Annotated in this window: 19 protein-coding genes; 10 read left to right on the top strand and 9 right to left on the bottom strand. The window is 66.9% G+C overall.

The window, feature by feature from the left end; all coding sequences use genetic code 11:
- Positions 1-29: 29 nt before the first annotated feature.
- The 3 genes from ACIBCN_RS21360 to ACIBCN_RS21350 all read left to right on the top strand — a co-directional run bounded on the left by ACIBCN_RS21360 (position 30) and on the right by ACIBCN_RS21350 (position 3,360).
- Positions 30-1,397 (top strand): glutamate-1-semialdehyde 2,1-aminomutase, encoded by a 1,368-nt coding sequence (locus ACIBCN_RS21360; protein ID WP_396993360.1) that lies wholly within the window; start codon positions 30-32, stop codon positions 1,395-1,397.
- Positions 1,394-2,503 carry a glycosyltransferase gene (locus ACIBCN_RS21355; protein ID WP_396993359.1) on the top strand — a complete coding sequence of 370 codons (1,110 nt, stop codon included), beginning with the start codon at positions 1,394-1,396 and terminating at the stop codon, positions 2,501-2,503. Before ACIBCN_RS21360 ends, ACIBCN_RS21355 begins: the two co-directional genes overlap by 4 nt.
- A 95-nt stretch (positions 2,504-2,598) precedes the next feature.
- On the top strand, positions 2,599-3,360 hold the full coding sequence (locus tag ACIBCN_RS21350) for an SDR family oxidoreductase (RefSeq protein WP_396993918.1): 762 nt from the start codon (positions 2,599-2,601) through the stop codon (positions 3,358-3,360).
- Between the two features lie 53 nt (positions 3,361-3,413).
- Here ACIBCN_RS21350 and ACIBCN_RS21345 read toward each other — a convergent pair whose 3' ends face one another.
- Entirely contained in the window at positions 3,414-3,839 is a 426-nt protein-coding gene (locus ACIBCN_RS21345) for a hypothetical protein (RefSeq protein WP_396993358.1), read from the bottom strand.
- Between the two features lie 277 nt (positions 3,840-4,116).
- Between ACIBCN_RS21345 and ACIBCN_RS21340 the strand changes: the two genes are divergently transcribed.
- Together ACIBCN_RS21340 and ACIBCN_RS21335 are read left to right on the top strand one after the other, a co-directional pair.
- Positions 4,117-5,820 carry a bifunctional metallophosphatase/5'-nucleotidase gene (locus ACIBCN_RS21340; protein ID WP_396993357.1) on the top strand — a complete coding sequence of 568 codons (1,704 nt, stop codon included), beginning with the start codon at positions 4,117-4,119 and terminating at the stop codon, positions 5,818-5,820.
- A 303-nt stretch (positions 5,821-6,123) separates the two neighbouring features.
- Positions 6,124-8,145 (top strand): SDR family oxidoreductase, encoded by a 2,022-nt coding sequence (locus ACIBCN_RS21335; protein ID WP_396993356.1) that lies wholly within the window; start codon positions 6,124-6,126, stop codon positions 8,143-8,145.
- A gap of 1,381 nt (positions 8,146-9,526) precedes the next feature.
- On the opposite strand, the gene ACIBCN_RS21330 is transcribed toward ACIBCN_RS21335, so the two are convergent.
- The 3 genes from ACIBCN_RS21330 to ACIBCN_RS21320 form a co-directional block, all read right to left on the bottom strand.
- A complete protein-coding gene (locus tag ACIBCN_RS21330) occupies positions 9,527-9,745 on the bottom strand; it encodes a hypothetical protein (RefSeq protein WP_396993355.1) in 219 nt (72 codons plus the stop codon).
- Between the two features lie 193 nt (positions 9,746-9,938).
- Positions 9,939-10,595 carry a cutinase family protein gene (locus ACIBCN_RS21325; RefSeq protein ID WP_396993354.1) on the bottom strand — a complete coding sequence of 219 codons (657 nt, stop codon included), beginning with the start codon at positions 10,593-10,595 and terminating at the stop codon, positions 9,939-9,941.
- A 163-nt stretch (positions 10,596-10,758) separates the two neighbouring features.
- Positions 10,759-11,787, bottom strand: coding sequence for a zinc-binding alcohol dehydrogenase family protein (locus ACIBCN_RS21320; protein ID WP_396993917.1), 1,029 nt, complete (start codon positions 11,785-11,787; stop codon positions 10,759-10,761).
- A gap of 192 nt (positions 11,788-11,979) precedes the next feature.
- On the opposite strand from ACIBCN_RS21320, the gene ACIBCN_RS21315 reads away from it, so the two are divergent.
- Together ACIBCN_RS21315 and ACIBCN_RS21310 are read left to right on the top strand one after the other, a co-directional pair.
- The gene (locus ACIBCN_RS21315) at positions 11,980-12,618 is read left to right on the top strand and encodes a TetR/AcrR family transcriptional regulator (protein ID WP_396993353.1); all 639 of its coding nucleotides are present in this window, start codon (positions 11,980-11,982) and stop codon (positions 12,616-12,618) included.
- Positions 12,615-14,300 carry an FAD-binding dehydrogenase gene (locus ACIBCN_RS21310; protein ID WP_396993352.1) on the top strand — a complete coding sequence of 562 codons (1,686 nt, stop codon included), beginning with the start codon at positions 12,615-12,617 and terminating at the stop codon, positions 14,298-14,300. The genes ACIBCN_RS21315 and ACIBCN_RS21310 overlap by 4 nt, the downstream gene beginning before the upstream one ends.
- On the opposite strand, the gene ACIBCN_RS21305 is transcribed toward ACIBCN_RS21310, so the two are convergent.
- On the bottom strand, positions 14,297-15,235 hold the full coding sequence (locus tag ACIBCN_RS21305) for an expansin EXLX1 family cellulose-binding protein (protein ID WP_396993351.1): 939 nt from the start codon (positions 15,233-15,235) through the stop codon (positions 14,297-14,299). The two genes, ACIBCN_RS21310 and ACIBCN_RS21305, sit on opposite strands and share 4 nt — an antisense overlap.
- 238 nt (positions 15,236-15,473) lie before the next feature.
- On the bottom strand, positions 15,474-16,616 hold the full coding sequence (locus tag ACIBCN_RS21300) for an acyl-CoA dehydrogenase family protein (RefSeq protein WP_396993350.1): 1,143 nt from the start codon (positions 16,614-16,616) through the stop codon (positions 15,474-15,476).
- A 117-nt stretch (positions 16,617-16,733) separates the two neighbouring features.
- Between ACIBCN_RS21300 and hemC the strand changes: the two genes are divergently transcribed.
- Entirely contained in the window at positions 16,734-17,663 is a 930-nt protein-coding gene (hemC, locus tag ACIBCN_RS21295; RefSeq protein WP_396993349.1) for a hydroxymethylbilane synthase, read from the top strand.
- Between the two features lie 18 nt (positions 17,664-17,681).
- On the opposite strand, the gene ACIBCN_RS21290 is transcribed toward hemC, so the two are convergent.
- Both ACIBCN_RS21290 and ACIBCN_RS21285 read right to left on the bottom strand, forming a co-directional pair.
- Positions 17,682-18,518 (bottom strand): IclR family transcriptional regulator, encoded by an 837-nt coding sequence (locus ACIBCN_RS21290; RefSeq protein WP_396993348.1) that lies wholly within the window; start codon positions 18,516-18,518, stop codon positions 17,682-17,684.
- A 160-nt stretch (positions 18,519-18,678) separates the two neighbouring features.
- Positions 18,679-18,918, bottom strand: coding sequence for a three-helix bundle dimerization domain-containing protein (locus ACIBCN_RS21285; protein ID WP_396993347.1), 240 nt, complete (start codon positions 18,916-18,918; stop codon positions 18,679-18,681).
- A 167-nt stretch (positions 18,919-19,085) separates the two neighbouring features.
- On the opposite strand from ACIBCN_RS21285, the gene ACIBCN_RS21280 reads away from it, so the two are divergent.
- A complete protein-coding gene (locus tag ACIBCN_RS21280) occupies positions 19,086-19,568 on the top strand; it encodes a nuclear transport factor 2 family protein (RefSeq protein WP_396993346.1) in 483 nt (160 codons plus the stop codon).
- Positions 19,569-19,640: 72 nt separating this feature from the next.
- Here ACIBCN_RS21280 and ACIBCN_RS21275 read toward each other — a convergent pair whose 3' ends face one another.
- Positions 19,641-21,269 (bottom strand): MFS transporter, encoded by a 1,629-nt coding sequence (locus ACIBCN_RS21275; RefSeq protein ID WP_396993345.1) that lies wholly within the window; start codon positions 21,267-21,269, stop codon positions 19,641-19,643.
- A 339-nt stretch (positions 21,270-21,608) separates the two neighbouring features.
- On the opposite strand from ACIBCN_RS21275, the gene ACIBCN_RS21270 reads away from it, so the two are divergent.
- Entirely contained in the window at positions 21,609-22,658 is a 1,050-nt protein-coding gene (locus tag ACIBCN_RS21270; RefSeq protein ID WP_396993344.1) for an aminotransferase class V-fold PLP-dependent enzyme, read from the top strand.
- Position 22,659: the final 1 nt, after the last annotated feature.

Genomic DNA, 22,659 nt, shown 5'->3' with positions numbered 1-22,659 from the left:
GTGCGACCCGACTCTTCAGGAGCCCGACCATGGAGTCTATTTCCGAGGATCCGGCGGCACCCCGCCGCTTCACCCGCAGCAACGAGCTACAGGCCAGGCTGCACGATCTGGTACCGGGCGGCGCGCACACCTACGCCAGGGGCGCGGATCAGTATCCCGAGTTCATGGCGCCGATCCTGGTGCGCGGCAGCGGCTGCCGGGTCTGGGACGCGGACGGCAACCGCTACATCGAATACGGCATGGGCCTGCGTTCGGTCACCCTCGGTCACGGCTGCCGACCGGTGCTCGACGCCGTGCATCGCGCCATCGCCGACGGCATCAGCTTCAGCCGCCCTACCGAGCTGGAACTGCTTGCCGCACAAGACTTCCTGGCTCTCGTCCCGGGTGCGGACATGGTGAAGTTCGCCAAGAACGGCTCCGACGCCACCACCGCCGCGGTCCGGTTGGCCAGGGCCGCCACCGGCCGCACCGCCATCGCCGTCTGCGATCAGCCGTTCTTCTCGGTGGACGACTGGTTCATCGGCACCACCGCGATGGACAGCGGCATTCCCGCCGAAATCGCGGCGGGCACGGTGCGATTCCGCTACAACGATCTGCCCTCGCTGGCTGCCGTGCTGGATTCGGGGACGGTGGCCGCGGTCGTGCTGGAGGCCGCCACCGCACTGACCGAGCCGGAACCCGGGTTCCTGGTAGGTGTCCGGGACCTCTGCGACCGCCACGGCACGCTGCTCATCTTCGACGAGATGATCACCGGCTTCCGCTGGTCGGCGGGCGGCGCGCAGGCGGTGTACGGCGTGCGGCCCGACCTGTCCTGCTGGGGTAAGGCGATGGGCAACGGTTTCCCGCTTTCCGCGCTCGCGGGTAAACGCGAGTTCATGGAGCTCGGCGGCCTGCGCACCGAGCGGGACCGGGTGTTCCTCCTGTCCACCACGCATGGCCCGGAATCGGGCTCCCTAGCCGCCTTCCGCGCGGTCGTGCACGAATACAGGACCGGCGACCCCATCGCCAAGATGGAGCACGCCGGTCGCCGCCTCGCCGAGGGCGTCAACGCGGTGGCCACCGAGCTCGGCATCGCCGACTACCTTCAGGTGCTCGGCCGCCCGTCCTGCCTGATCTTCGTCACCCGCGACCTGAACGGTCAGCCCTCCCAGGCGTTCCGCACCCTATTCCTCCAGGAGCTCCTGCATCGGGGGGTGCTCGGTCAATCCTTCGTCACCTCGGCCGCGCACACCGACGCCGACATCGACGAGACGATCGCGGCCTGTCGGGAGGCGGCCGCCGTCTACCGCAAGGCGATCGAGCAGGGCAGCGTCGATGGCCTGCTCGAGGGCCGACCGGTCGCCCCCGCCATCCGCCGCCGCGCGGCACCGCGCCAGATTTCGCCGGAGCACGAATGACGCAGCCCCGCATCGCCATCGTGCACGAGCGGTTCACCGAGTTCGGCGGATCCGAGGCGGTGGTCGGCGAGCTTTCCGAAACCTGGTCGGGGAGCGAGGTTTTCGCGCCCATCGTCGACCCGGCCGGCGTGCGCCCGCCGCTGAGCACGGTCCATGACACCTGGCTCAGCCGCGCCTACGCCGCCTCCGGTCGCCGCTCGCACGCGCCGCTGCTCCCCTTCGTGCCTCGCGCGCTGCGCCGCCTTCCCCTCCGGGACCGCTTCGACGCCGTCGTCGTGAGCCATCACGCCTTCGCCACCCAGGCGTCTTTCGCGACCGACGCCCCGGTCATCGCCTACGTGCACAGTCCGGCCAGATGGGCCTGGGACAGGGACTTTCGTGCGCAGGAGGCGGGCGGACGCGCGGGCCAACTCGCCCTCGGCGCGCTGGGACGGCTGGCTCGCCGCGGCGAATTACGCGCCGCGCCCAGGCTTTCCCACGTCGTCGCCAATTCGCGTGCCGTCGCCGCCCGCGTCAACGACTGGTGGGGGCTACCCGCGACGGTTACCTATCCCCCGGTTCGGATCGATCGCTTCACCCCCGAACCGACGATCCCGCGCGAGGACTTCTTCCTCTTCGCGGGCAGGCTCGTGCCCTACAAGCGTCCGGACTTGGCCGTTCTCGCCGCACAGCGAGCGGGCTGCAGGCTCGTCATTCTCGGCGACGGCCGGTTCCGCGCCCACGTGCAATCCCTCGCGGGACCGGAAACGACCTTCCTCGGTGCGACATCTCATGACGTGCTGCAAGACACCTACCGCCGCTGTCGAGCCTTGCTGATGCCGGGTGTCGAGGACTTCGGCATCGTTCCGGTCGAGGCAATGGCCTGTGGCACACCAGTTCTCGCCATCGATCAGGGTGGCGCCCTCGACACGGTCGAGCCCGGCAGCACCGGCGAACACATCCCGCACGGCGCCGACGAGGCTGTCGTCGACCGCCTTGCCGAAGCGATGCTCGACTTCGATCCGGCGGCCTACAACCCGGCGACCATTCGCGCGCATGCCGAGACGTTCTCCTCGGCCGCCTTCCGCGCGCAGATGGCCGCCACCGTCGCACAGTTCCTGCACTGACTCTCGTATCGCGGGAATAGGGCCGGTCGCCCGGTGGTTGCGGGCGAAGGTCGAATAATCACCGGGCGCGAGGAGGCAGCAGTATGTCGCAGGTCATGGCCGACACCACCGCCGAGGGGTCCGACGCACCGAGCGATGCCGGAGAGCTGCGCGGCCGCACAGTCGTCCTGATCGGCGGTGGCTCCGGTATCGGGTTGCGGGTCGCGGGTCGAGTGGTTGCGGCCGGTGGCCGGGTGGTGTTGGGCGGCCGCACCGCTGCGCGTCTGGCCGCGGCGGCGAAGGAACTGGGTGACGCGGCCAGTTGGCGGACGGTGGACACCGGCGACACCGCGTCGCTGGCCACCTTCTTCGATGGCATCGAGCGCGTCGATCATCTCTTCACCACGGCGGCGTCCTACCAGGTCGGGCCGATGCGCGAACTGAGCGCGGCCGAGGCCGCGTCACCGTTCGAGTCCAAGTTCTGGGGTCAGTACCACGCTGTCCGACTGGCCGCGCCGAAGCTGGCCGCGGACGGATCGGTGGTGTTGATGGCGGGCGCCGCGTCGGCGCGTCCCGCCGGACTCGCTCCCGCGTACGTCGCCTGCAATGCCGCCATCGAAGGGCTCGGTCGCGGCCTCGCGGTAGAACTCGCGCCGGTCCGCGTCAATGTCATCTCGCCGGGCACGGTCGACGGCCACCTGTGGTCGAACCGCCCGGACGCCGCCCGCGCGGCCGCCTTCGACCAGTATCGCCGCGAGACGGTGCTCGGCCGCCCCGCCACCGAGGACGAGATCGCCCACTCCGTCGTCTATCTCTTCACCAACACCTTCACCACCGGTTCTACCCTCTATCCCGACGGCGGTTACACCCTCCGCTGACCGGCACCGGGCGAAACATGCTGCGGCACACCGTGCCTCGCCCGGTGCGATGCTCAGGCCGAGCAGGTCGGCGCGGGCGGCTTCGGCGCGTTCCAGTCGTTGGCGGCGATCCAGCCGAAGACGGCGAGCCTGCGATCGATAAAGCGCTGCAGGCCCGCGGTGGTGCCGCAGTCCTGGATCAGATTTCCTTGCCGGTAGTACTTGGTGATCATTTCTTTGAGTTTCTCGTTATAGGGCTCCTCCTTTTCACACGTGCTCTTCCGTGTGTCCGGGACGAACGCGGGATTCTGAAACAGTTCGGCGCGGGTTTCGGTGTGCACCGGTTTGTCGAAGATGGCGGGCGACAGCTCCAGCCATTCACCGACCTCTTGATACCAGCGCTCGTCGTGGTCTTTACCGTCGCAAATCTGCTTCTCGACCTCGGGCGCGACGCCGAACAGCGAACCATCGGCCTGAGCTGGCGTTCCTGGCAGCGCCAACGCGGTAGCGAGCGCACACGTCACCACCCAGGTTTTGTATGAGGATGTCAAAGACCGAGCCTCCATGTGGTCGTGAACTTCACATGCCTGTCCCTTTGACAAGGCAGTATGTCACTCACCGTCGCCGAAATTGGGGCATCCCAGCGCCCCTCGGTGTGCCGCATTCGACATAGCCATCGGCCACATCGGAATGCACCTGAACCCGACACGATTACCGCGTGAACACCGGCGTGCGTGTGTGGTGGCAGCGGCGGGCCGCGCGTGGCACAGTCTCACCATGAACGCGCGTCGTCGCATTGCCGCTGTTGTCGCCGGGATCATGAGCATCGCATTGGTCGCGGGGTGTGGCACTGCCAGTGAAAAGAGCAGTGGGCCGACGACATCGAGCGCGCCCGGGGTCATTCCCCTGGTTTCGACGAATGACCTGCCCGCGGCCAAGCCCGGCGAGGTGCACCTGTTCGGGCTCAACGACCTACACGGCAACCTAGAGCCGCCGGTCGGCTCGACCGGCAAGGTGTCCGGCTACGACGCGGGCGGCGCCGCCTACCTGGCGACGCACCTGGCGCGGCTGAAGGCGGCGTACCCGGCGAGCGCGGTGGTCGCGGCCGGTGACGATGTCGGGGCGAGCCCGCTGGTGTCCGGGCTGTTCCACGACGAGCCGACCATCACGTTCATGAACACCATCGGGGTCGCCGCCTCCTCGGTCGGCAATCACGAATTCGACCACGGCGTCCTGGAATTGGCGCGGCTGCAGCAGGGGGGCTGCGCGGTGGACGGGTGTTCGCCGGGAGAACCGTTCACCGGGGCCAAGTTTCCGTACCTGGCCGCTAATGTCACCGACGCCGAGGGCAAGCTGCCGCCCTCGCTGCAGCCGTGGACCATCCTGCAGGTCGGCGGGCACAAGATCGGCGTGGTCGGCACCGTGACGCCCGACACCGTGAATCTTGTTTTCCCCGAGGGCATTCGGGGATTCACGTTCGGTGACGAGGTCGCGGCGATCAACCGGTACGTGCCAGAGATGAAGGCGGCGGGCGCCGAGACCGTGGTGGCGCTGCTGCACGACGGCGGCAGCCAGCGCGCCGACAAGGACGCGCAGGTCGACTACAACGGCTGCGCGAACATCAGCCCGAACGTCACCGACCTCACCAAAGGTGTCGACCCCGCGGTGACGGCGCTGTTCACCGCGCACAGCCACCAGGCCTACGTGTGCACGATCGATGGCAAGTCGGTCACCCAGGCCGCGTCCTACGGCAGGCTCATCACCGACCTCACGCTGAACTTCGCCCCCGACGGTGTGCACGCTTCGGCGATCAACCGGGTGGTGACGCGCGACGTGACGCCGGACCCGGCCGCCACCGCCCTGGTGAACTTCTACACCGAGCAGGCCCGCCCGCGCACAGCCCGGGTGGTGGGCACGGCCGCCGCGACGCTGCCGCACGATCCGGACGCGACGGGCGTCTCGCCCCTCGGCAATGTCATTGCGGACTCGATGCTCTCGGCGACCTCGGGACCGGCCGGCGCGGTGGCGGCCTTCATGAACCCGGGCGGCGTCCGCGCCGATATCAAGGCCGGACCGGCCACCTATGGCGATATCTACACCGTGCAGCCGTTCGGCAACCAGGTCGTCACGCTGACCCTGACCGGCCAGCAGGTGCTGCGGCTGCTCGAGCAGCAGTGGACCAATGCCAGCAAGCCGGCGATGTTGTCGCTCGCGGGCCTCACCTATGCCTTCGCGGACTCAGCACCCAAGGGCGCCAAGATAATTGGCGACAGTGTGCGCATCGCGGGCCAGCCGCTCAACGCGGCCGCCGCCTACCGCATCACCACCAACAGCTTCCTCGCCGCCGGCGGCGATGGTTTCACCGTCTTCACGGAGGGCACCGACAAGGTCCCCGGACCGACCGATCTCGATGCCTTCGAAGCACTTTTCCGCGACTCCTCGCCCGTCCAGCTACCGCCCGCCCGCGTGGAGAAGCGATAGCTGTACAGTAGCCCTGGCGTACTGGACGGTTGACCAGTGAAGGTATACCTGGAAATCGTTGTAACACTTACCCTTTGACCTGCACCGATGGGTGATCAGTCACACAGAGTGATCCAGCCCAGAACGCTTGCCGGAGCAGATCAGGACACATTACTGTTCGGTACAAGTCAGGACGAAGGGGTTCCTACTTTCGGCCCGATCGCTGTTACCGCGTCTCGCGGCCGAACCAAATCTCCGCATTCACCGTTGCATGCTGGATGACTTGTGCGACAACACGGTTCGAATGAACAGCAGGAGAGGGCGATGGCTACCTACATCGTGACGGGCGGTACCGGATTCTTGGGACGGCGGGTCGTTCAGGAGCTCCTGGACCATGAGCCCGACGCCGTTGTTCATGTCCTGGTGCGCGAGGAGTCGTTGCAGAAGTTCGCCGACCTCGCCACCGGATGGAACGGCGGCGAGCGAGTGTTCTCGCTGGTCGGCGACCTTACCGCGGACGGGCTCGGCCTGACCCGCGAGGCGCCGAAGGCCGACCACGTGATCCACCTGGGCGCGGTCTACGACATGACCGCCGACGAGGAGACCGCACACGCCGCCAATGTCGCGGGCACCCGGTCGGTGCTCGCCCTGGCGCGCTCGATCGGCGCTGTGCTGCACCATGTTTCGTCGGTCGCGGTGGCGGGCGACCACAAGGGCAAGTTCTTCGAGGAGGACTTCGACCTCGGCCAGCGGCTCACCTCGCCCTACCACCGGACCAAGTTCGCGGCCGAGCAGCTCGTCCGCGAATCGCGCGGCGTGCGCTGGCGGGTGTACCGGCCCGCGATCATCGTCGGCGACTCGCGCACCGGCGAGATGGACAAGATCGACGGCCCGTACTACTTCTTCGCCGCCATCGCCAAGCTCGCGGCGCTGCCGTCGGAGCTGCCGATGCCGCTGCCCGATCTCGGCGCGACCAATATCGTCCCGGTCGACTACGTGGCCGCCGCGATGGCCGCACTGGTGCGCAGGCCCGGCCTGGACGGCCGCACCTTCCACCTGGTCAACCCCGAGCCGCAGCCGTTCAGCGACGTGTACGGCGCGCTGGCCACGGCCGCGGGCGCGCCCGCCGGGATCGGCGTCGTGCCGCTCAGCGCCCGTGCGTTGAGCGGGCTGGCGCAGCTGCCCGGCGTTCCCGCGGTGCGCGATTTCCTGCTGGAGCAGTTGGGCATTCCCGCCGCCGTGGCGCCGCACACCTCCTTCGCGGCGGAGTTCATCTCCGACTCGACGCGGGCGCAGCTGCGCGGCACCGGGCTGTCCGTGCCGTCGTTCGACAGTTACGCCGGACAGCTCTGGCAGTACTGGCGCGAACACCTCGACACCCACCGTGACCGGCCCACGATATCCAGCGAGCCGCTCAACGGCCGGATCGTGCTGATCACCGGTGCGTCCTCGGGCATCGGCCTGGCCACCGCGCACGCGGTCGCCCGGCGCGGCGCCACGGTTTTGATGGTGGCCCGCGGCAAGGACGACCTAGCCGACGCCGCCGACTCGGTGCGCGCGGAAGGCGGTGTCGCCCATGACTATCCGTGCGACATCACCGACGCGGACGGGGTCGAGACGCTCGTCCAGACCATCCTCACCGAGCACGGTCACGTCGACTACCTGGTGAACAACGCGGGCCGGTCGATTCGCCGTTCGGTGCTGAACTCCACCGACCGCATGCACGATTTCGAGCGGACGATGGCGGTCAACTACTTCGGCGCGGTGCGGCTCATCCTGGCACTGCTGCCCTCGATGCGCGCCAGGCGCTTCGGCCACGTCGTCAACATCTCCTCCATCGCCGTCCAGACCAAGGTGCCGCGTTTCGCCGCCTACGTGGCGAGCAAGTCCGCACTGGACAACTTCAGCGAGATCGCCGCAGTCGAAAACCGGGACGCCGGAATCACTTTCACCTCGGTCCGGATGCCACTGGTGCGCACCCCCATGATCGCCCCCACCGACCTCTACAAGTCCCTGCCGGTCCCCGACCCCAACCAGGCCGCCACCATCGTCGTTCGCGCACTCGAGGACCGCCCACACCGCATCGACACCCCCGTAGGCACCTTCGCCCAAGCCGTCGACCTGCTGATGCCGTCGGTCAAGCGCACAATCCTGCACCAGGGCTTCCGCCTCTTCGGCGAATCCACTGCGGCACAGGGCAAGAAGACGCCGACCACCCCGAAAGCGCCGACCCCCGAATCACCCCGCAGCCCATTGAAGGTTTTGGCCCCGGTCCTCATGCCGTTCATGACCCTCCCCGCCCCCGCCGCCCGAGTGGCCAGGGTCGTCCCCGGCCTCCAGTGGTAGCCACGCCATGAACCCCGGACGCACCCAAGCGCATCCGGCCCACTGACCGCATAACTCCCCCAACCTCGTTGTCCAGCAGCGCAACAACGCCGCGCGGCCCAACCCGCACACCCTCTACCGAAATCCGAACCCCTTCTGTGACCCGCACACTCGCTATACCTGGTGTGCGGGTCACAGAAACGGTGAGCGGCCAAAACAAGCGGTGCGGATACGGTGAGCGGCCGGGACAAGCAGTGCGGATCGGACACCCCCGCAACCCCCAAAACGCCTACCGGACATGCTCACTCTTCCGAAGCGCTCGAGAACAGCACCACAGCCAGATGACCACGCTGGAACCCGACATCACGCACCTGACCGATAACTAAGGCCGGGGACCCCACCTCACGTGCCCAGCACTACTCCGGTCATCCCACGGACCAGTCGAAAACCTTGGGCCAGTACACCCTCGGAGGTCTCTCGGTACACGAATCCGGATCAGTACACGCAAAGATCCCCGTCAAGGTGTACCGACCCGGGCAAGCGCTACTTAGAACTCCCAGTGCGAACAGTTCCAAGGAAGCTGAAGACCTGTCCACGTTTTCCCGTGAAGTAGTGCTGAGCACGTCGCCTGCCGTACCCGGCTTTAGTCACCGGTCAGGCCCGCAACGCCCAGCTCCAGAGGTGGTCACCTGGCTGTGGTTGCGTCCCAAGCGCTTTGGACAAGAGCGGTCGGTCAGCGCCGGTTGGGTCGTCAACAGACCTGCGAAAACGTACCCCGGCGGTACCACTGAAGATCCGCACTCTTCCTCGGGATCCGCACCCGGAATAGGGCCCTAAAGTCTCAGTGCGGGACCCGAGTGAGAGTGCGGATTCTGCTCCCGGCCGCTGGGTTGCGGGCGGGCCGGTGAGGTGACTGCTGGTGGCGGGTTCGGTGGGCGGGTGGAGGTCTGTCGGGGGTTCCGCAGGGGTTCAGGTCCCGGTGGGAGGTGGGGGTGCTCTGCGGGATTGGGGGGTGGGGTCCGGCAGCGCCGGTTTAGGCGCGCATCGGTTGGCACACTGCGCGCGGGTCGGCTGCATAATTCGTGTGCGGCGGGACGGAACATGCGCAGCGCGCGGGGGTTCGGGCAGCGGGAGGTAGGCGCGCACCGGTTGGTGCGGTGCGCGTGGGTCAGCTGCGTTATTGTGCGCGGCGGGGCGGAACGTGCGCGGCGCCCAACACCTCCTCCTCGCGATCCGGAACCTCCGAACACGACGACGCCCGGCTCACCGCGTCGCGCACCGATCAGCACATCGCGCACGAATCAGTCGGCAATTTCGTGCGCGGCGCGGATAGGAGGTAGGGGGCGCGAGGTGGTGGGGGTGTTGCGTTGCGCTAATTGTGCGCGATCGGGGGTTCGGGCGATCAGATTCGGGCTCGGTTTGTTGGCGTGATATCGGGATAGCGGTAGTGGATTCGGGCTATGCAGTGGCGCACTGTGTGTAGTTCGGCGTGTAGTTCGCGGAGGCGCTGTGCCTGGTATGTCCTTTCGGCGGTATTGATGGCGCGGGCGAGGGTGCGGGCGTGGGTGGCTAGCAAGTCCAGAAATACCCGGGCTTGTGCGATGTCGGGATCATCGGACATTTGCTGTTCCTATCATGCGCGGGCGAGGCGCACCACTGGAACTCTGCGCGTTTCACGGGATTTCGCCGCAGCGTATCCGAATCGAAAAGGACAGCGAGCGTTTCAGAGAATGCGCTGTGCGGGCGCGGAATTCGCATCCGAACAGCCGACAGTGGGGGCCGACCGTACGTCGGCCCCCACTCCGGCAACAGACTTACACCCGGCTCGCGACCAGCTGCGCCGCAGGCCACATGGCCCAGCCGTAGTTGGAGTGCTGGGTCGGGTCGCCGCCGCCGGTGCAGACCGGATCACCGGCCGCGCAGTAGTTTCCGGTGCGCCACGCATACAGATCCGGCACGTTCGAGCCGGTCAGCCGCAGCGGATCACCGAACAACAGCACTGCGGCGACCCGTGATTCGAGATCGACCGGCAGCGAGCTGATGCCGCCGAGCCCCGCCACCAGGCCGGTGCCGAGCACACCGTGCGTGACGACCGCGCCCTGCGAGTAGCCGACCAGGACGAACCGCTGGTCCGGGCAGGCCGCGGCCTGCCACAGCACGTGCGCGGTCACGTCCTGGGTGCCCCGGCTGATCGACGCCGGATCCAGCAGGTCCGCAGGGTAATTGACGCGGTAGGCGACCGAACTGACCGGCAGCGTGCGCAGCAGGGTGTCGTAGAGCGGGTCACCGGCCACCGCACCGAGATACCCGGGTTCCTGGGTGCCCCTGGCGACTACGACGTCGACGGCCGCGCAGGCTGAGGCCAGCGCGGGCAATCCCGTCGTCGCTCCGAATCCCGCGACGAGCAGTAGCACCACGAATGCTTGCACCACCCGCCACTTCTCGAAATGAATTACCTTCCGGTTTGCCATCGTGATCACCCGCTCACGCCGTTGTGAGAAGCCGAATGACACTTGTCAAAGACAAGTGCCATTCGGCTATATCTGCGAAGGTAAGAACGGCGAAGCGTGCCGTCAAGGAAAACGACCCGAACGATGCGTACTCAGCGCCGAATCGTGTCCTGCTGTACCTTTTTTATGGCACGAGAACCGCTGCGCCCGTGAAACGTCCGTGCGCGAGGTCGGCGAGGGCCTCATTTGCCATCCCAAGGGAGTACCCACGGGTGGTCACTTCTATGCGATGTTCGCCTGCGAGAGTGAGAAATTCGCGGGCGTCGGCGCGGGTGTTCGCGGTGACCGAGCGAATTTCCCGCTCCTGGAACAGATGCCGCTGGTAATTCAGGGCCGGGACGTCGCTGAGGTGAATGCCCGCGATGGCGAGGATGCCGCCGCGATCGAGCGCCTCGAGCGCGGGGAGCACCAGGGTGCCGACGGGCGCGAACAAGATCGCCGAATCCAGCTGCGCCGGAGGCGGATCCGCGGCACCCTGCACCGAGCTGGCACCGAGCTCCCTGGCCAGTTCCCGCGCGGCCGGGTCGCGGGTCATCACGTGCAGTTCCGCGCCGCGGGCCAGCGCGACCTGCGCGGCGATGTGTGCGCTGCCGCCGAAACCGTAGAGTCCGAGGCGGCCACCTGGCGGCAGCTCGGCTCGTTGCAGTGCGCGATAGCCGATGATGCCCGCGCACAGCAGCGGGGCCAGTTCGGCGTCGCCGTAGCCCGCGGGCAGCCGCAGCGCGTAAGCCGCTGGCACAGTGGCGAATTCGGCGTACCCACCGTCGGCGTCCCAGCCGGTGTAAGCCGAACGCGGGCAAAGGTTTTCGGCACCACGCAGGCAGTACTTGCAGGCACCACAGGTATGACGCAGCCAGGCGATGCCGACCCGGTCACCCACGGCAAAGGTATCGGTGAACCGCCAGTCGTCCGGGTCGGACCCGACCGCCGAGCCGACGGCGACAACCTCGCCGACCACCTCATGCCCGGGCACCACCCCCACCCGATGCACAGGGAGGTCGCCCTCCGCCACATGCAGATCGGTTCGGCACACACCGCACGCCAGCACACGCACGAGCAACTCGTCGGTGGCGGGTTCCGGAACCGGCTCACGCACTTGGTCCAGCGGCCCCTCGTCGATCGGCCCGGGGCGGCGCACCCGCCAGCCGGTCATCGATGCGGTCCGGGCAACCTCGTTCATACCGATCTCCCCTTTTCGTCAGGATGCACGGTCGTATCGAGCTGCGCTCACCCTACTCGTCCGATTTCGCCACGTCACAGCTCCGCGTCTGATACATTTATGTATTGAATACATTTCTGTATCCATTTGACCGGCACGCGCCGGTCGCACCCGAGGAGGTGGCCATTGGCGTCGTCCACCGAAGCCAAGACCTCGGCAACCCGGGTCACCCGCCGCCGCGCCGAGACCAGGCAGCGACTGCTCACCGCTGCGTACGAGGCGTTCGCCGAGGAGGGTTTCGGCAAGGCCACCGTCGAACGCGTCTGCGAGCGAGCCGGATTCACCCGGGGTGCCTTCTACTCCAATTTCGGCTCGCTCGACGAGCTGTTCCTGGCCATGTGGGAACAGCGCTCGGCCGCCATGCTCGCCGGCGTCCGGCGCATGCTCGACGAGATCCCGGTCGGCACCGACGACGTGCGCACCTCGATCGAACGCCTGGAGCGCGCGGCCCCGGTCGATGAGGGCTGGTATCGGATCACCGCGGAGTTCACCACACACGCGTTGCGCAATCCCGCGCTGCGCCGGGTGATGGCCGCGCGCGAAGAGGCCATCGTCAACGCGCTGATGCCGACGATCGTCGCAGGCTTGGCCAGAATCGGCCGCACGGTGCCCGACCCGGAGGCACTCGGCCAGGCGCTGGTCGCCGTGCACGACGGCACCAGCGTGCAGGTCCTGATGGAACCGCGCAGCCGGGTCGCGCGGCGCAGGCGTACCGACCTCATCTATCACGTCGTGCTGGCCTACAGCACCGAAACCGAAGGATGAACATGTCCGATTCCGCATTCGCCGCCGAGGCCGATGTCATCGTCGTCGGCGCCGGCCTGGCCGGCCTGGTCGCGACCCACGAGCTGGTCAAGGCGGGCCGCAAGGTGCACGTGCTCGACCAGGAGAATCGCAACAACCTCGGCGGACAAGCCTTTTGGTCGCTCGGCGGACTGTTCATGGTGGACTCACCGGAGCAGCGACGCCTCGGCATCAAGGACTCCTACGAGCTGGCACTGCAGGATTGGCTCGGCTCCGCCGGGTTCGACCGCGACGACGAGGACCTGTGGGGACGGCAGTGGGCCGAGGCCTACGTGCGGTTCGCCACCGACGAGAAGCGCGAGTACCTGCACGAACTCGGGTTGCGGGTGACGCCGCTGATCAGCTGGGCCGAACGCGGCGGCAGTTTCGCCGACGGGCACGGCAATTCGGTGCCGCGCTTCCACCTCACCTGGGGCACCGGGCCCGAGGTGGTGCGGGTGTTCGCCGAGCCGGTGCTCGCGGGCGAGCGAAACGGACTGGTGGGCTTCAGCTTCCGGCATCGGGTCGACGAGCTGATCGTCGAGGACGGTGCCGTGGTCGGGGTGCGCGGCAGCGTGCTCGAGGAGACCGACCTGGAGCGCGGCAAGGAGTCGTCGCGAAACATCGTCGGCGAGTTCGAGTTCCGGGCCAAGGCGGTGATCGTCACCTCCGGCGGCATCGGACACAACCACGAGTTGATCCGGCGCAACTGGCCCACGGAGCGTCTCGGCAAGTGCCCGGAGACCATGATCTCCGGCGTGCCCGCGCACGTGGACGGGCGGATGCTCGGCATCACCGAAGCCGCGGGCGGCGCCATCGTCAACCGAGATCGCATGTGGCACTACACCGAGGGCATCAACAACTGGAATTCGATCTGGCCCGATCATGGCATCCGGATCATCCCGGGACCGTCCTCGCTGTGGTTCGACGCGAACGGAAAGCGGTTACCCGCACCGTGTTTCCCCGGTTTCGACACCATATCCACGATGAAGGAGATCTTGGCCACCGGCTACGACTACTCCTGGTTCGTGCTCACCCAGTCGATCATCGAGAAGGAGTTCGCGCTGTCGGGCTCCGAGCAGAACCCCGACATCACCGGCAAGGACCTCAAATTCACCCTCAAGAGCCGGCTCGCCAAGGGCGCACCGGGTCCGGTGGAGGCGTTCAAACAGCACGGCATCGATTTCGTGGTCGCGGACAACCTGCGTGACCTGGTGGCCGGGATGAATAAGATCGCGCGTGGCCCGCAGCTCGACTACGAGGCGCTGGAACGGCAGATCGTCGCCAGGGACCGGGATGTGGCGAACAAGTATTCCAAAGACAGCCAACTGATGGCGATCACCAACGCGCGCCAGTTCCTCGGCGACAAGGTGAGCCGGGTCGCCAAGCCGCACCGCATCCTGGACCCCAAGGCGGGCCCGCTCATCGCGGTACGGTTGAACATCCTCACCCGAAAGACGCTGGGCGGCTTGCAGACCAACCTCGACTCCCAGGTGATGCGCCCCGACGGCGCCGCGTTCCCCGGTCTTTACGCGGCGGGCGAGGTGGCCGGGTTCGGCGGTGGCGGCGTGCACGGCTACAACGCGCTGGAAGGCACCTTCCTCGGCGGCTGCATCTTCTCCGGGCGCGCCGCGGGCAAGGCGCTCGCCGCGAAGCTGCGTTAGGGCTTGCAGCTCGCGGACGGTTGCTGCGACGCGGCGGCCAGGCTGGTCGGCGGCGACATCACCGACGGCTGGGTGCTTTCCGGTGCGGCGTACGGCGGCGTCTCGGAATAGAGCCGGGTACCGGTCGCGCGCACGCCCGGTTGCAAGGTGATGCCGAGAATCGTCGCCTGGTCGCCGTGCACGTCGGTGACGCGCGCGTCGAACGGCCCATTCCCGGCGCCGGAAATGGACCAGTAGTTGTCCATGCCCCGGGTGAGGTTCTGCCACGCGCCGCCGGTGTTCGGGCGAATAGCGACCTCCCGCAACGGGTTTCCCGATCCGCTGAGCAGGATCGCGAACCAGGCGCTGCTGGAGTCCGGCTTCACCTGATAGAACAGCTCCGGTGGCGGCTCCGGATTGCGCACCACGCTGTAGCGGACCTTCACCACGCCGTCGGACAGGTCGGCGAGCTGAGTGAAGGCGGCGACACTCAAATCCAGTTGTCCCGGAGCACATGCCGGGCAACGGTCCACGATGAGCGCGCGCACATCGCCGCGCGGCCCCTGGATATCGAGGTACGCGCCGCACGGATCGGCCTTGCCGAATTCCGGTGTCGACATCCCGACATAGAAGCCGTCCATCGGCAGCCCGGGGAACGAACAGGAAACTCCCGGGCGGAACGAATAGAAGCGGGCCTCCCCCGCGACGACCGGCTGCGGTTCCCGCTCGGGCGCGGCAGTGGGCCCAATACTGCTGGTAGCCACCGGCGTTCGCGAGGTCGCCGACTGGACCAGCACGTTCGACGTTGCCGAGGAAGCGAGCGCGTTCGGCTTATCGCAATGCAGCGGCTCGGGGCGGGTCAGCCACACGGCCACGCCCGCGATGGCGACCAAGCCGATCGCGGACCACAGCCACCCCGAACGAAAGTGTCGCTGGTTGATCGGTATCCGGTGCATCGCTCCCCGACTACGGCTCACCTGATCACGGACTGTCACTCCTGACGTCCATTAGGAAAGCAGCCGAGCGGTCGTCGCACGTCGGGAACGAAAATTATCCGCAGTGAAAGACTCACGCTTCAGCAAGTATGGGGCAAATGCCCAGCACACTGTTGGACACTCTTGCAGGCCACCGGAAAATCAACGGCCGCCGATGCCCGGCTCCGCGCGAAAGCCCAAGTCACGAGGCGCGACTGGGCTATGCGAAGCCATCCATCAGCGAGAGCACCCGCAGCATGACCTCGTCCGCCCCGCCGCCGATGCTCAGCAGGCGACTGTCCCGAAAGGCACGGGACGTCCAGGTCTCCTCCATATAACCCATGCCGCCATGGATCTGCAGACACCAGTCCGCCACCTGACGCGAGAGCCTGCCCGCCTCCAGCTTGGCGATCGTGGCCATCCGGGTGACGTCGCCGCCGTCGGTGTAGGACTGGGCGGTGGCCTCGGTATAGACGCGCAGCAAGTCCACCTTGGCGGCCAGCTCGGCGTAGGTGTACTGCAGGTATTGGTTCGCGGACAGCGGCTGACCGAACACCTTCCGCTGCTTCGCGTAGTCGCGGGTCATTTCCAGCTCCAGGGCGCAGCTGATCGGCACGCTATAGGCGGCGAACATCCGCTCCATCACGAACTGCGACATCTGCTGCTGGAAGCCGCGGCCGATCTCGCCGATGGTGTTGCGCACCGGAACTCGCACGTCCTCGAAGGTCAGCAGCCCGGTATCGGAGGCGCGCATGCCCAGCTTGTCCAGCTTGCGGTCCACCCGGAAGCCCGGCGCGTCGGTGGGCACGATGATCTGGCTCATCCCGCGATACCCGCTCTCCGGCGAGGTGCGTACCAGGGTGCACAGCCAATCCGCTTGCACGGCATTGGTGATGAACACCTTCGACCCGTTGATCACCCAGTCGTCGCCGTCCCGGCGCGCGGTGGTCCGGATACCCGCCACGTCCGAACCGGCTTCCGGCTCGGTAACCGCCACCCCGCAAACGGTTTCACCACGCATGGCAGGTGCCAGATACTCCTGCTTGAGCTCCTCGCTGCCGTGCGCGTGCAGCGACGGCGTCGCCATCGCGACGTGCACGCCGAGCGCCATCGGAAACGACCCGTGCGCGACGCGACCCAGCTCCTGGCACAGCACCACCGTGAACAGATGGTCGGCGCCCTGCCCCGAGTAGGCCGGATCGTATTCGAGCCCGAGAATGCCCAGCTTCGCCATATCGGCGAAAATCTCGTGCAGCGGCATCATTTCGGCGCGCTCCCACTCGTCCACGTGGGGGTTGATCTTCTGCTCGACGTAGCGCCGGACCATCGCCCGGAATTCCTGATGTTCGTCGCTGTACATCATGCGGTGCTCCTCGTCCCAGCCGTACCCACCCCCATTGTCGCCGCCGCCCCGCCCCCGCACCTCTGTTCTCCGGAGGCTGGCGATAGGAGCGATGCGGGCTGGAGTACTGTCGCTCGCATGTCGCGTTCGCGCATTATTCGGATCGCCACTCGATCCAGCCCCATGGCGTTGGCCCAGGCGGAGCAGGTTGCCGCCCTGCTCGGCGCGTTGGGGATGGACAGTGAGCTGGTCAAAGTCACCACCGCGGGCGACCGCTGGATGGGTGACCTGGCCAAGCTCGGTGGCAAGGGTGCCTTCGTCAAGGAAATCGACCACGCGCTCCTCGTCGACGAGGCCGACCTCGCGGTGCACTGCCTCAAGGACATCCCCGGCGATATCCCGGTGCCCGAGGGACTGGCGTTCGCCGGCTATCTGCCGCGCGACGACGTGCACGACGCGGTGATCACCGGCAACGGCGCCCCGCTCGCCGACCAGCCCGCGGGCACCGTGGTCGGCACCAGCTCGGTGCGCAGGCGGGCTCAGCTGCTGCTGCATTACCCGCACCTGACGGTGCGGCCGTTGCGCGGCAACGTCAATACCCGGCTGGCGCGTCTCGAAGAGGGTCACATCGACGTGCTGATCGCGGCGGTCTCCGGCCTGCACCGGGTGGACCAGGCGCATCGGATCACCGAAACCCTCGATCTGGACACCATGTGCCCGCCCATCGGCGCGGGCATCATCACCCTGGAGTGCCGCGCCGACGACACCGAACTTCTCGACCTCGGCGTCCGTCTCGACGACCCGGAAACGCACCGGCAGGCCGATGCCGAGCGTGCCATGCTGCACGCACTGCAAGGGCACTGCAACTCCCCCATCGCGGGTTATGCGAGCACCGAGCCCACCGGCCGGTTGACGTTGCGCGGCAAGGTGTTCAACCTGGACGGCACCCAGTGGCTGGACTCCCACCAGTGGGGTGTGCCGGAAGACCCGCAGGCGCTCGGCTTCTTCGTCGGCGCGGACCTGCTCCGCCAGGGTGCTCGCGCCATCATCGACGCGATCCCGCACTGAGCGAGGCGCGCTCGCGGCTCAGCGCCAGCGGGCGTGGCGCGGGAACAGGGAGCGACCGGCCTCGTGCGCGACCTCGACGAGGACGCGGGCCAGCCGCGCGGTGTCCAAAGCTGCTCGTTCGCTACCGATTTGGCCGGACAACGACAGCGCGGCCACTGCGGCACCGCGACCGCGAATAGGAACGGCTACGCAGGCGATGCCCGCCACCGACTCCTCGTTGTCCACCGCGACGCCCTGCCGTTGCCGGATGCGGGCCAGTTCGCGATGCAATTCGGCTCTGTCGCAAATGGTTCGGGCGGTCAGCTGCGGCAGGTGATCGCGGAACGACGTTTCGACGATGCTCGGTTCCAGCGACGCGAGCAGTGCCTTGCCGAGCGCCGTACTGTGCGCGGGCATCCGGCCGCCGAGCCGGGTGGGCACGGTGGCGGCGAACCGGCCGCCCGCCTTGTCGAGATAGAGCACCTCGCGCCCGTCGAGCACGCCGAGATGTCCGACCATGCCGGTGCGTTGACAGAGATCGTGCAGCAGCGGGCTGACCACATCGCGAATCTCGTTGTGGTCGGCGGCAAGTCCGCCCAGCTCCAGCGTGCGCATGCCTAGTCGATAGCCGCCGGGGGCGTGCGCGAGCCAGCGTAGCCGGATCATCTGGTCGAGGATGCGATGCACCGTCGAGCGCGGCAGGCCGGTGCGTTCGGAGAAACCGAGCAGGGTGAGGGTGGGTGTCGCGCCGTCGAAAGCGTCCAGTATCAACGTCATTCGCTCGATCATGGACACCGGCGGCTGCGGCGGCCGGGCGGACACCTGTCCCGTATACAACTCGCCGGACTGGGGAGGGGTCACCGCCTCGACCGTCATAGCTCACCTCCACTGGTGCTCGCCTAGAGCTTAGAACACGTTTGTGTCACCCATCACAGTGCCTCGGCGCGCGCGAAGTGGAATCCCGGAAACTACGGAGACCACTACGGATCTTCTCGGTAGCCGGGAACGAACCTTGACAGCTATGCCGCGCTGCCCGCTAACCCACCAAGGCGTACAACCACTCTCGCGTGTAGCGCTCGGCGAGCAGCGGCAGGAAGTTGTCGATGGTGGCGTGGGCGGCAACATGGTCGTAGGCCGAGCGGAGGAACTGTTCGATGGCAGCGTCGTCGACGAGTCCGTCGAACTCCGCCGCCAGGCGGGTGGCCGCGGCGTGCAGGGCGACCGCTTGATCGAGCGACGGATCGTGCGGATTGGGCGAGGTAACAGGGCTCTTCACAGCAGGCTCCCGATCGTGACGAGGTGCGATGAGCGCATGCGCTAGCGTCGGCATGCCTCATGGAGTCGAGTACCCATCGACCAACGCCGAACACATCTGGGCCGCCCCGACCCTGCTGAATAGAACAGGTTCTTGTCTGCCGCGCGGCCGCGTGCCACCCTGATGGCATGGATCTCGCCGCCATCGAAGCCGTCCGTCAGCTCAAGTACCGATACTTCCGGACGCTCGACCTCAAACGGTGGGACGAATTCGCCGACACCCTCGCCGTCGACGCCGCAGGCCGCTACGGCACCCACGCGCTCGGCGAACCCCTCACCCTGGACGGCCGCGCGGCCATCACCGCGTTCATGCGCGACAACCTCGGACCATCGATCGTCACGGTGCATATCGCGAATCATCCCGAGATCGCCGTCGACGGCGAGATCGCCACCGGCTCATGGGCTTTCGAGGACACCGTGCTCGCCACCGACCACGGCGTGCTCATCCGCGGCGCCGGGTACTACGCCGACACCTACCGCCGCGACCCCGACGGCAACTGGCGCATCACCTCGACCAGTTACCAGCGAATCTACGAATCCATGCAGTCCCTCGCAGACACCCCCAGCCATCAACTGCTGACCAATATGTGGGCCACACCGACACCGAAATAGTGTCTGCAAACACGGAATTCAACTCTATTCCGACGGCTTCCTGATTGCAGTGTCTTACCGATTCCCACTGTGTCAGCTGCCCAGGTCAGCGCCCTCGTAAGCCGATTGATTATCCGTCCCGGAGCGGGGGGCGGCCCCAGTCGCGGAGCGGATGCCAACTCGACCGCGGTCCGGCTCCGGTGCCGACACCGTGGATTTTCCGACGCGTCCCAAGGCAAACACCAGCACAGCTACTCCGAGAAGTGCGGCGAGCATGATCCAGACCGCGCCGACGTGCATAGCGTGGATAAACGCGTGATCGGCAGCCTGCGCAAGAGTCGACTGGTGGATCTCGGCGGCAACATGCCGCGCCTGTTCCGCGGAGACCCGTACTCGTTCCTGTACGGCCTCCGGTACATCGCTCAGCGCGGGTTCGATCGCGCGACGATATGCGATCGACATGATCGTGCCGCCTACTGCGATCCCGATCACGCTGCCGGTCTGTCGCGCGGTGTGGATGACGGCCGACCCGGCACCGGCCCGTTCCATCGGCAGGGTGCTGATCAGTGCTCCCGTCACTGGCATCATCATGCCGACCGAAAGGCCCTGGACGAACAACAAGATCTCGATCCAGATCAGTGGGGTTTGCAGTCCGAGCAACCCGAACGCGCCCATGGATAGCGCCACCACGATCAGTGCCGGCACGGCGACAGCACGTAGTGACCATCGGCGTACCAGACCCGCGCCAAGGGGCGCACCCACGATCGCGCCGACCGCGGTCGGGATATTGGCCAAGCCTGCCTTCAGCGGCGAGAAGCCAAGTGCACCTTGCAGATAAAACGCATTATAAAAAGTGATGGCGGCCACCGAAAAGAAGACCAATGCCATGGCCGCGTTGCCGCCGCCGAATACCCGTTGCGCGAGCAGTCGGGGATCGAAACTGCGTTCCTTGATTCGCAGTTCTACGAGCACGAAAGCTGTCAGCAAGACCAGTCCGACGGCGATCGGCGCCCAGACGTCCGGGCGGCCCCAGTCGATTACCTGCCCCGCACGGATCAGCCCGTATGCCAGCGCCGCGAGCCCACTGATCGAAAGCAGCATCCCAGCCGGGTCCAGCGGCCGCACGGTGGGGCTGCGGAAATTGGGGACCAGCATGGCGATCCCGATCAATGCCAGCACCACAACCGGGACGTTGACGAGAAAAACCGAGCCCCACCAAAAATGACCGAGCAGGATCCCGGCCAGCACCGGGCCCGCAGCCATTCCGACACCGGCGGCTGTTGCGGAAATGGAGATCGCGGTTACTCGGACGGGGCCGGTGAAGGTCCACAAAAGAATGGCAAAGTTAGCTGGCATGATCAGCGCGGCGCCGATTCCCATCACGGCTCGGGCGGCGATCAATTGGCTTGGGTCACCTGCGAACGCCGCCCATATCGAGGCCCCGCCGAAGATCACCACTCCGGTTGCGAGCACAGTCCGGTGGCCAAAACTGTCGCCCAGCGCGCCTGCGGTGAACATGAATGTGGCGAAGACCAAAGTGTATGCGCCCGTGGCCCATTGAAGCTCAGCCGGGCTGGCACCCAGCCCGTTGACCGGGTCCGTCAGGGTTTCCAAGGTGACACTGAGGATGGTGTTGTCCACCCAGATCACCAGCTGGGAGAACATGAGGACAGCAAGGATCAACCACTGCCTGGACTTCGGCAGTGTTGGGGACGCGGTCATAAACACCTTCGGATATCGATCGGCGAGAACTGAACGACTGGACCATAAGCAAACTCCACCGCGCCGTCAATCTTAGAATTTCTTGTCACAATAGTTGCGGCCCAAGGGACTATATGCCCTCTGAAAGATTTGCGGGCTGAATAATTTTGTGCCCTTTGCCGAATTTGCGACTCGAAGGACTTTATGCCCCTGGAGGACAACATCGTCACGGCCGCGGGGGTATCAGCCGGTATAGATCTCGGGTCTGCTCGCCGTTGTGCCCGACGCGGGCACGCGGATCGGTCCACTTTCGAGGTGGTGGCGCTGGACGGGGCGGTCGTGTCAGCGGATGCTCCTACTATGTCTTCCCTAGCGCCCGATGAGTTCTCGTCCGAAGTCACCTACCTCAACACCGCCTCCTACGCGCTTCCGTCCGCGCGAGCGCTGACCGCTATTCGCGACACGAACGCGCAGTGGGCGGCGGGCCGGGGCGGTCCGATGACGAACGACTACCTGATCCCCCGGCTGCGCGAGTCGTTCGCCCGGCTGCTGGCCGGCGCCACCGCGGACGACATCGCGCTCGGCAGCGCCGCCTCCCAATTGATCGGTCCGGTCGCCATCGCGCTGCCGCCGGGAGCCGAGGTGCTGGTCGCCGAGGGCGAATTCTCCTCGGTGACCATGCCTTTCCTGCACCGCGGCGATCTGGTGCTGCGGGTGGTACCGCTGGAGCGGCTGATCGAGGAGGTGCGGCCGGAGACCGCGCTGGTCGCGGTGAGCGTGGTGCAATCGGCCGATGGGCGGATGACGGACCTACCGGCGCTGCGGGCCGCCACCCGAGCGCACGGCGCGCGGCTGCTGGTGGATGCCACCCAGGCGGCGAGCTGGCTGCCGATGACCTTCGCCGACGCCGACTACTGGGTGTGCTCGACGTTCAAGTGGCTGATCGGCGCGCGCAGCGTCTCCTTCTTCGCCGCGGGCCCGGAGGCGACCGAATCGCTCCGGCCGGTATCGCCGGGCTGGTACGCGGCCGCGGATCCGTGGGCCGAGCTGTACAACCCGGTCAAGCTGCCGACCACCACCCGGCGCTTCGATTCCACGCCGGACTGGCTCGGCGTCATCGCCGCGAGCGCGGGGATCTCCCTGATCGAGGAGTTGACAGTCGAGAAGATCAACGCGCACAACCTCGAGCTGGCCGACCGGTTCCGCGTCGGGTTGACCGACATCGGGCTGTCGGTGGTGCCGAACGGCTCGCCGATCGTCACCGTGCCCGGTGCGGGTGACGCCGCGCCCCGGTTGGCGGAGGCCGAGGTCATCACCTCCGCGCGTAATGGCGGGCTGCGCTTCTCCTTCCATCTGTACAACGCCGCCGAGGACGTCGATCGGGCGCTGGAAGTTCTGGCGGCCGAATAAC

The sequence above is a fragment of the Nocardia sp. NPDC051052 genome, from assembly GCF_044456045.1.
Classification (GTDB): Bacteria; Actinomycetota; Actinomycetes; order Mycobacteriales; family Mycobacteriaceae; genus Nocardia.
The sequence above is the reverse complement of the archived record's forward strand: the minus strand, read 5'-3'. Positions and strand labels throughout refer to the sequence as shown.

What these genes read in the sequence shown, in the direction of transcription:
- ACIBCN_RS21290 (WP_396993348.1), bottom strand. Translation starts at nt 18,518, where the DNA reads ATGACGGTCGAGGCGGTGACCCCTCCCCAGTCCGGCGAGTTGTATACG.
- ACIBCN_RS21340 (WP_396993357.1), top strand. Translation starts at nt 4,117, where the DNA reads ATGAACGCGCGTCGTCGCATTGCCGCTGTTGTCGCCGGGATCATGAGC.
- ACIBCN_RS21360 (WP_396993360.1), top strand. Translation starts at nt 30, where the DNA reads ATGGAGTCTATTTCCGAGGATCCGGCGGCACCCCGCCGCTTCACCCGC.
- ACIBCN_RS21325 (WP_396993354.1), bottom strand. Translation starts at nt 10,595, where the DNA reads ATGGCAAACCGGAAGGTAATTCATTTCGAGAAGTGGCGGGTGGTGCAA.
- ACIBCN_RS21300 (WP_396993350.1), bottom strand. Translation starts at nt 16,616, where the DNA reads ATGATGTACAGCGACGAACATCAGGAATTCCGGGCGATGGTCCGGCGC.
- ACIBCN_RS21310 (WP_396993352.1), top strand. Translation starts at nt 12,615, where the DNA reads ATGAACATGTCCGATTCCGCATTCGCCGCCGAGGCCGATGTCATCGTC.
- ACIBCN_RS21270 (WP_396993344.1), top strand. Translation starts at nt 21,609, where the DNA reads ATGTCTTCCCTAGCGCCCGATGAGTTCTCGTCCGAAGTCACCTACCTC.
- ACIBCN_RS21330 (WP_396993355.1), bottom strand. Translation starts at nt 9,745, where the DNA reads ATGTCCGATGATCCCGACATCGCACAAGCCCGGGTATTTCTGGACTTG.
- ACIBCN_RS21355 (WP_396993359.1), top strand. Translation starts at nt 1,394, where the DNA reads ATGACGCAGCCCCGCATCGCCATCGTGCACGAGCGGTTCACCGAGTTC.
- ACIBCN_RS21350 (WP_396993918.1), top strand. Translation starts at nt 2,599, where the DNA reads ATGGCCGACACCACCGCCGAGGGGTCCGACGCACCGAGCGATGCCGGA.
- ACIBCN_RS21305 (WP_396993351.1), bottom strand. Translation starts at nt 15,235, where the DNA reads ATGCACCGGATACCGATCAACCAGCGACACTTTCGTTCGGGGTGGCTG.
- ACIBCN_RS21280 (WP_396993346.1), top strand. Translation starts at nt 19,086, where the DNA reads ATGGATCTCGCCGCCATCGAAGCCGTCCGTCAGCTCAAGTACCGATAC.
- ACIBCN_RS21275 (WP_396993345.1), bottom strand. Translation starts at nt 21,269, where the DNA reads ATGACCGCGTCCCCAACACTGCCGAAGTCCAGGCAGTGGTTGATCCTT.
- ACIBCN_RS21320 (WP_396993917.1), bottom strand. Translation starts at nt 11,787, where the DNA reads ATGACCGGCTGGCGGGTGCGCCGCCCCGGGCCGATCGACGAGGGGCCG.
- ACIBCN_RS21335 (WP_396993356.1), top strand. Translation starts at nt 6,124, where the DNA reads ATGGCTACCTACATCGTGACGGGCGGTACCGGATTCTTGGGACGGCGG.
- hemC (WP_396993349.1), top strand. Translation starts at nt 16,734, where the DNA reads ATGTCGCGTTCGCGCATTATTCGGATCGCCACTCGATCCAGCCCCATG.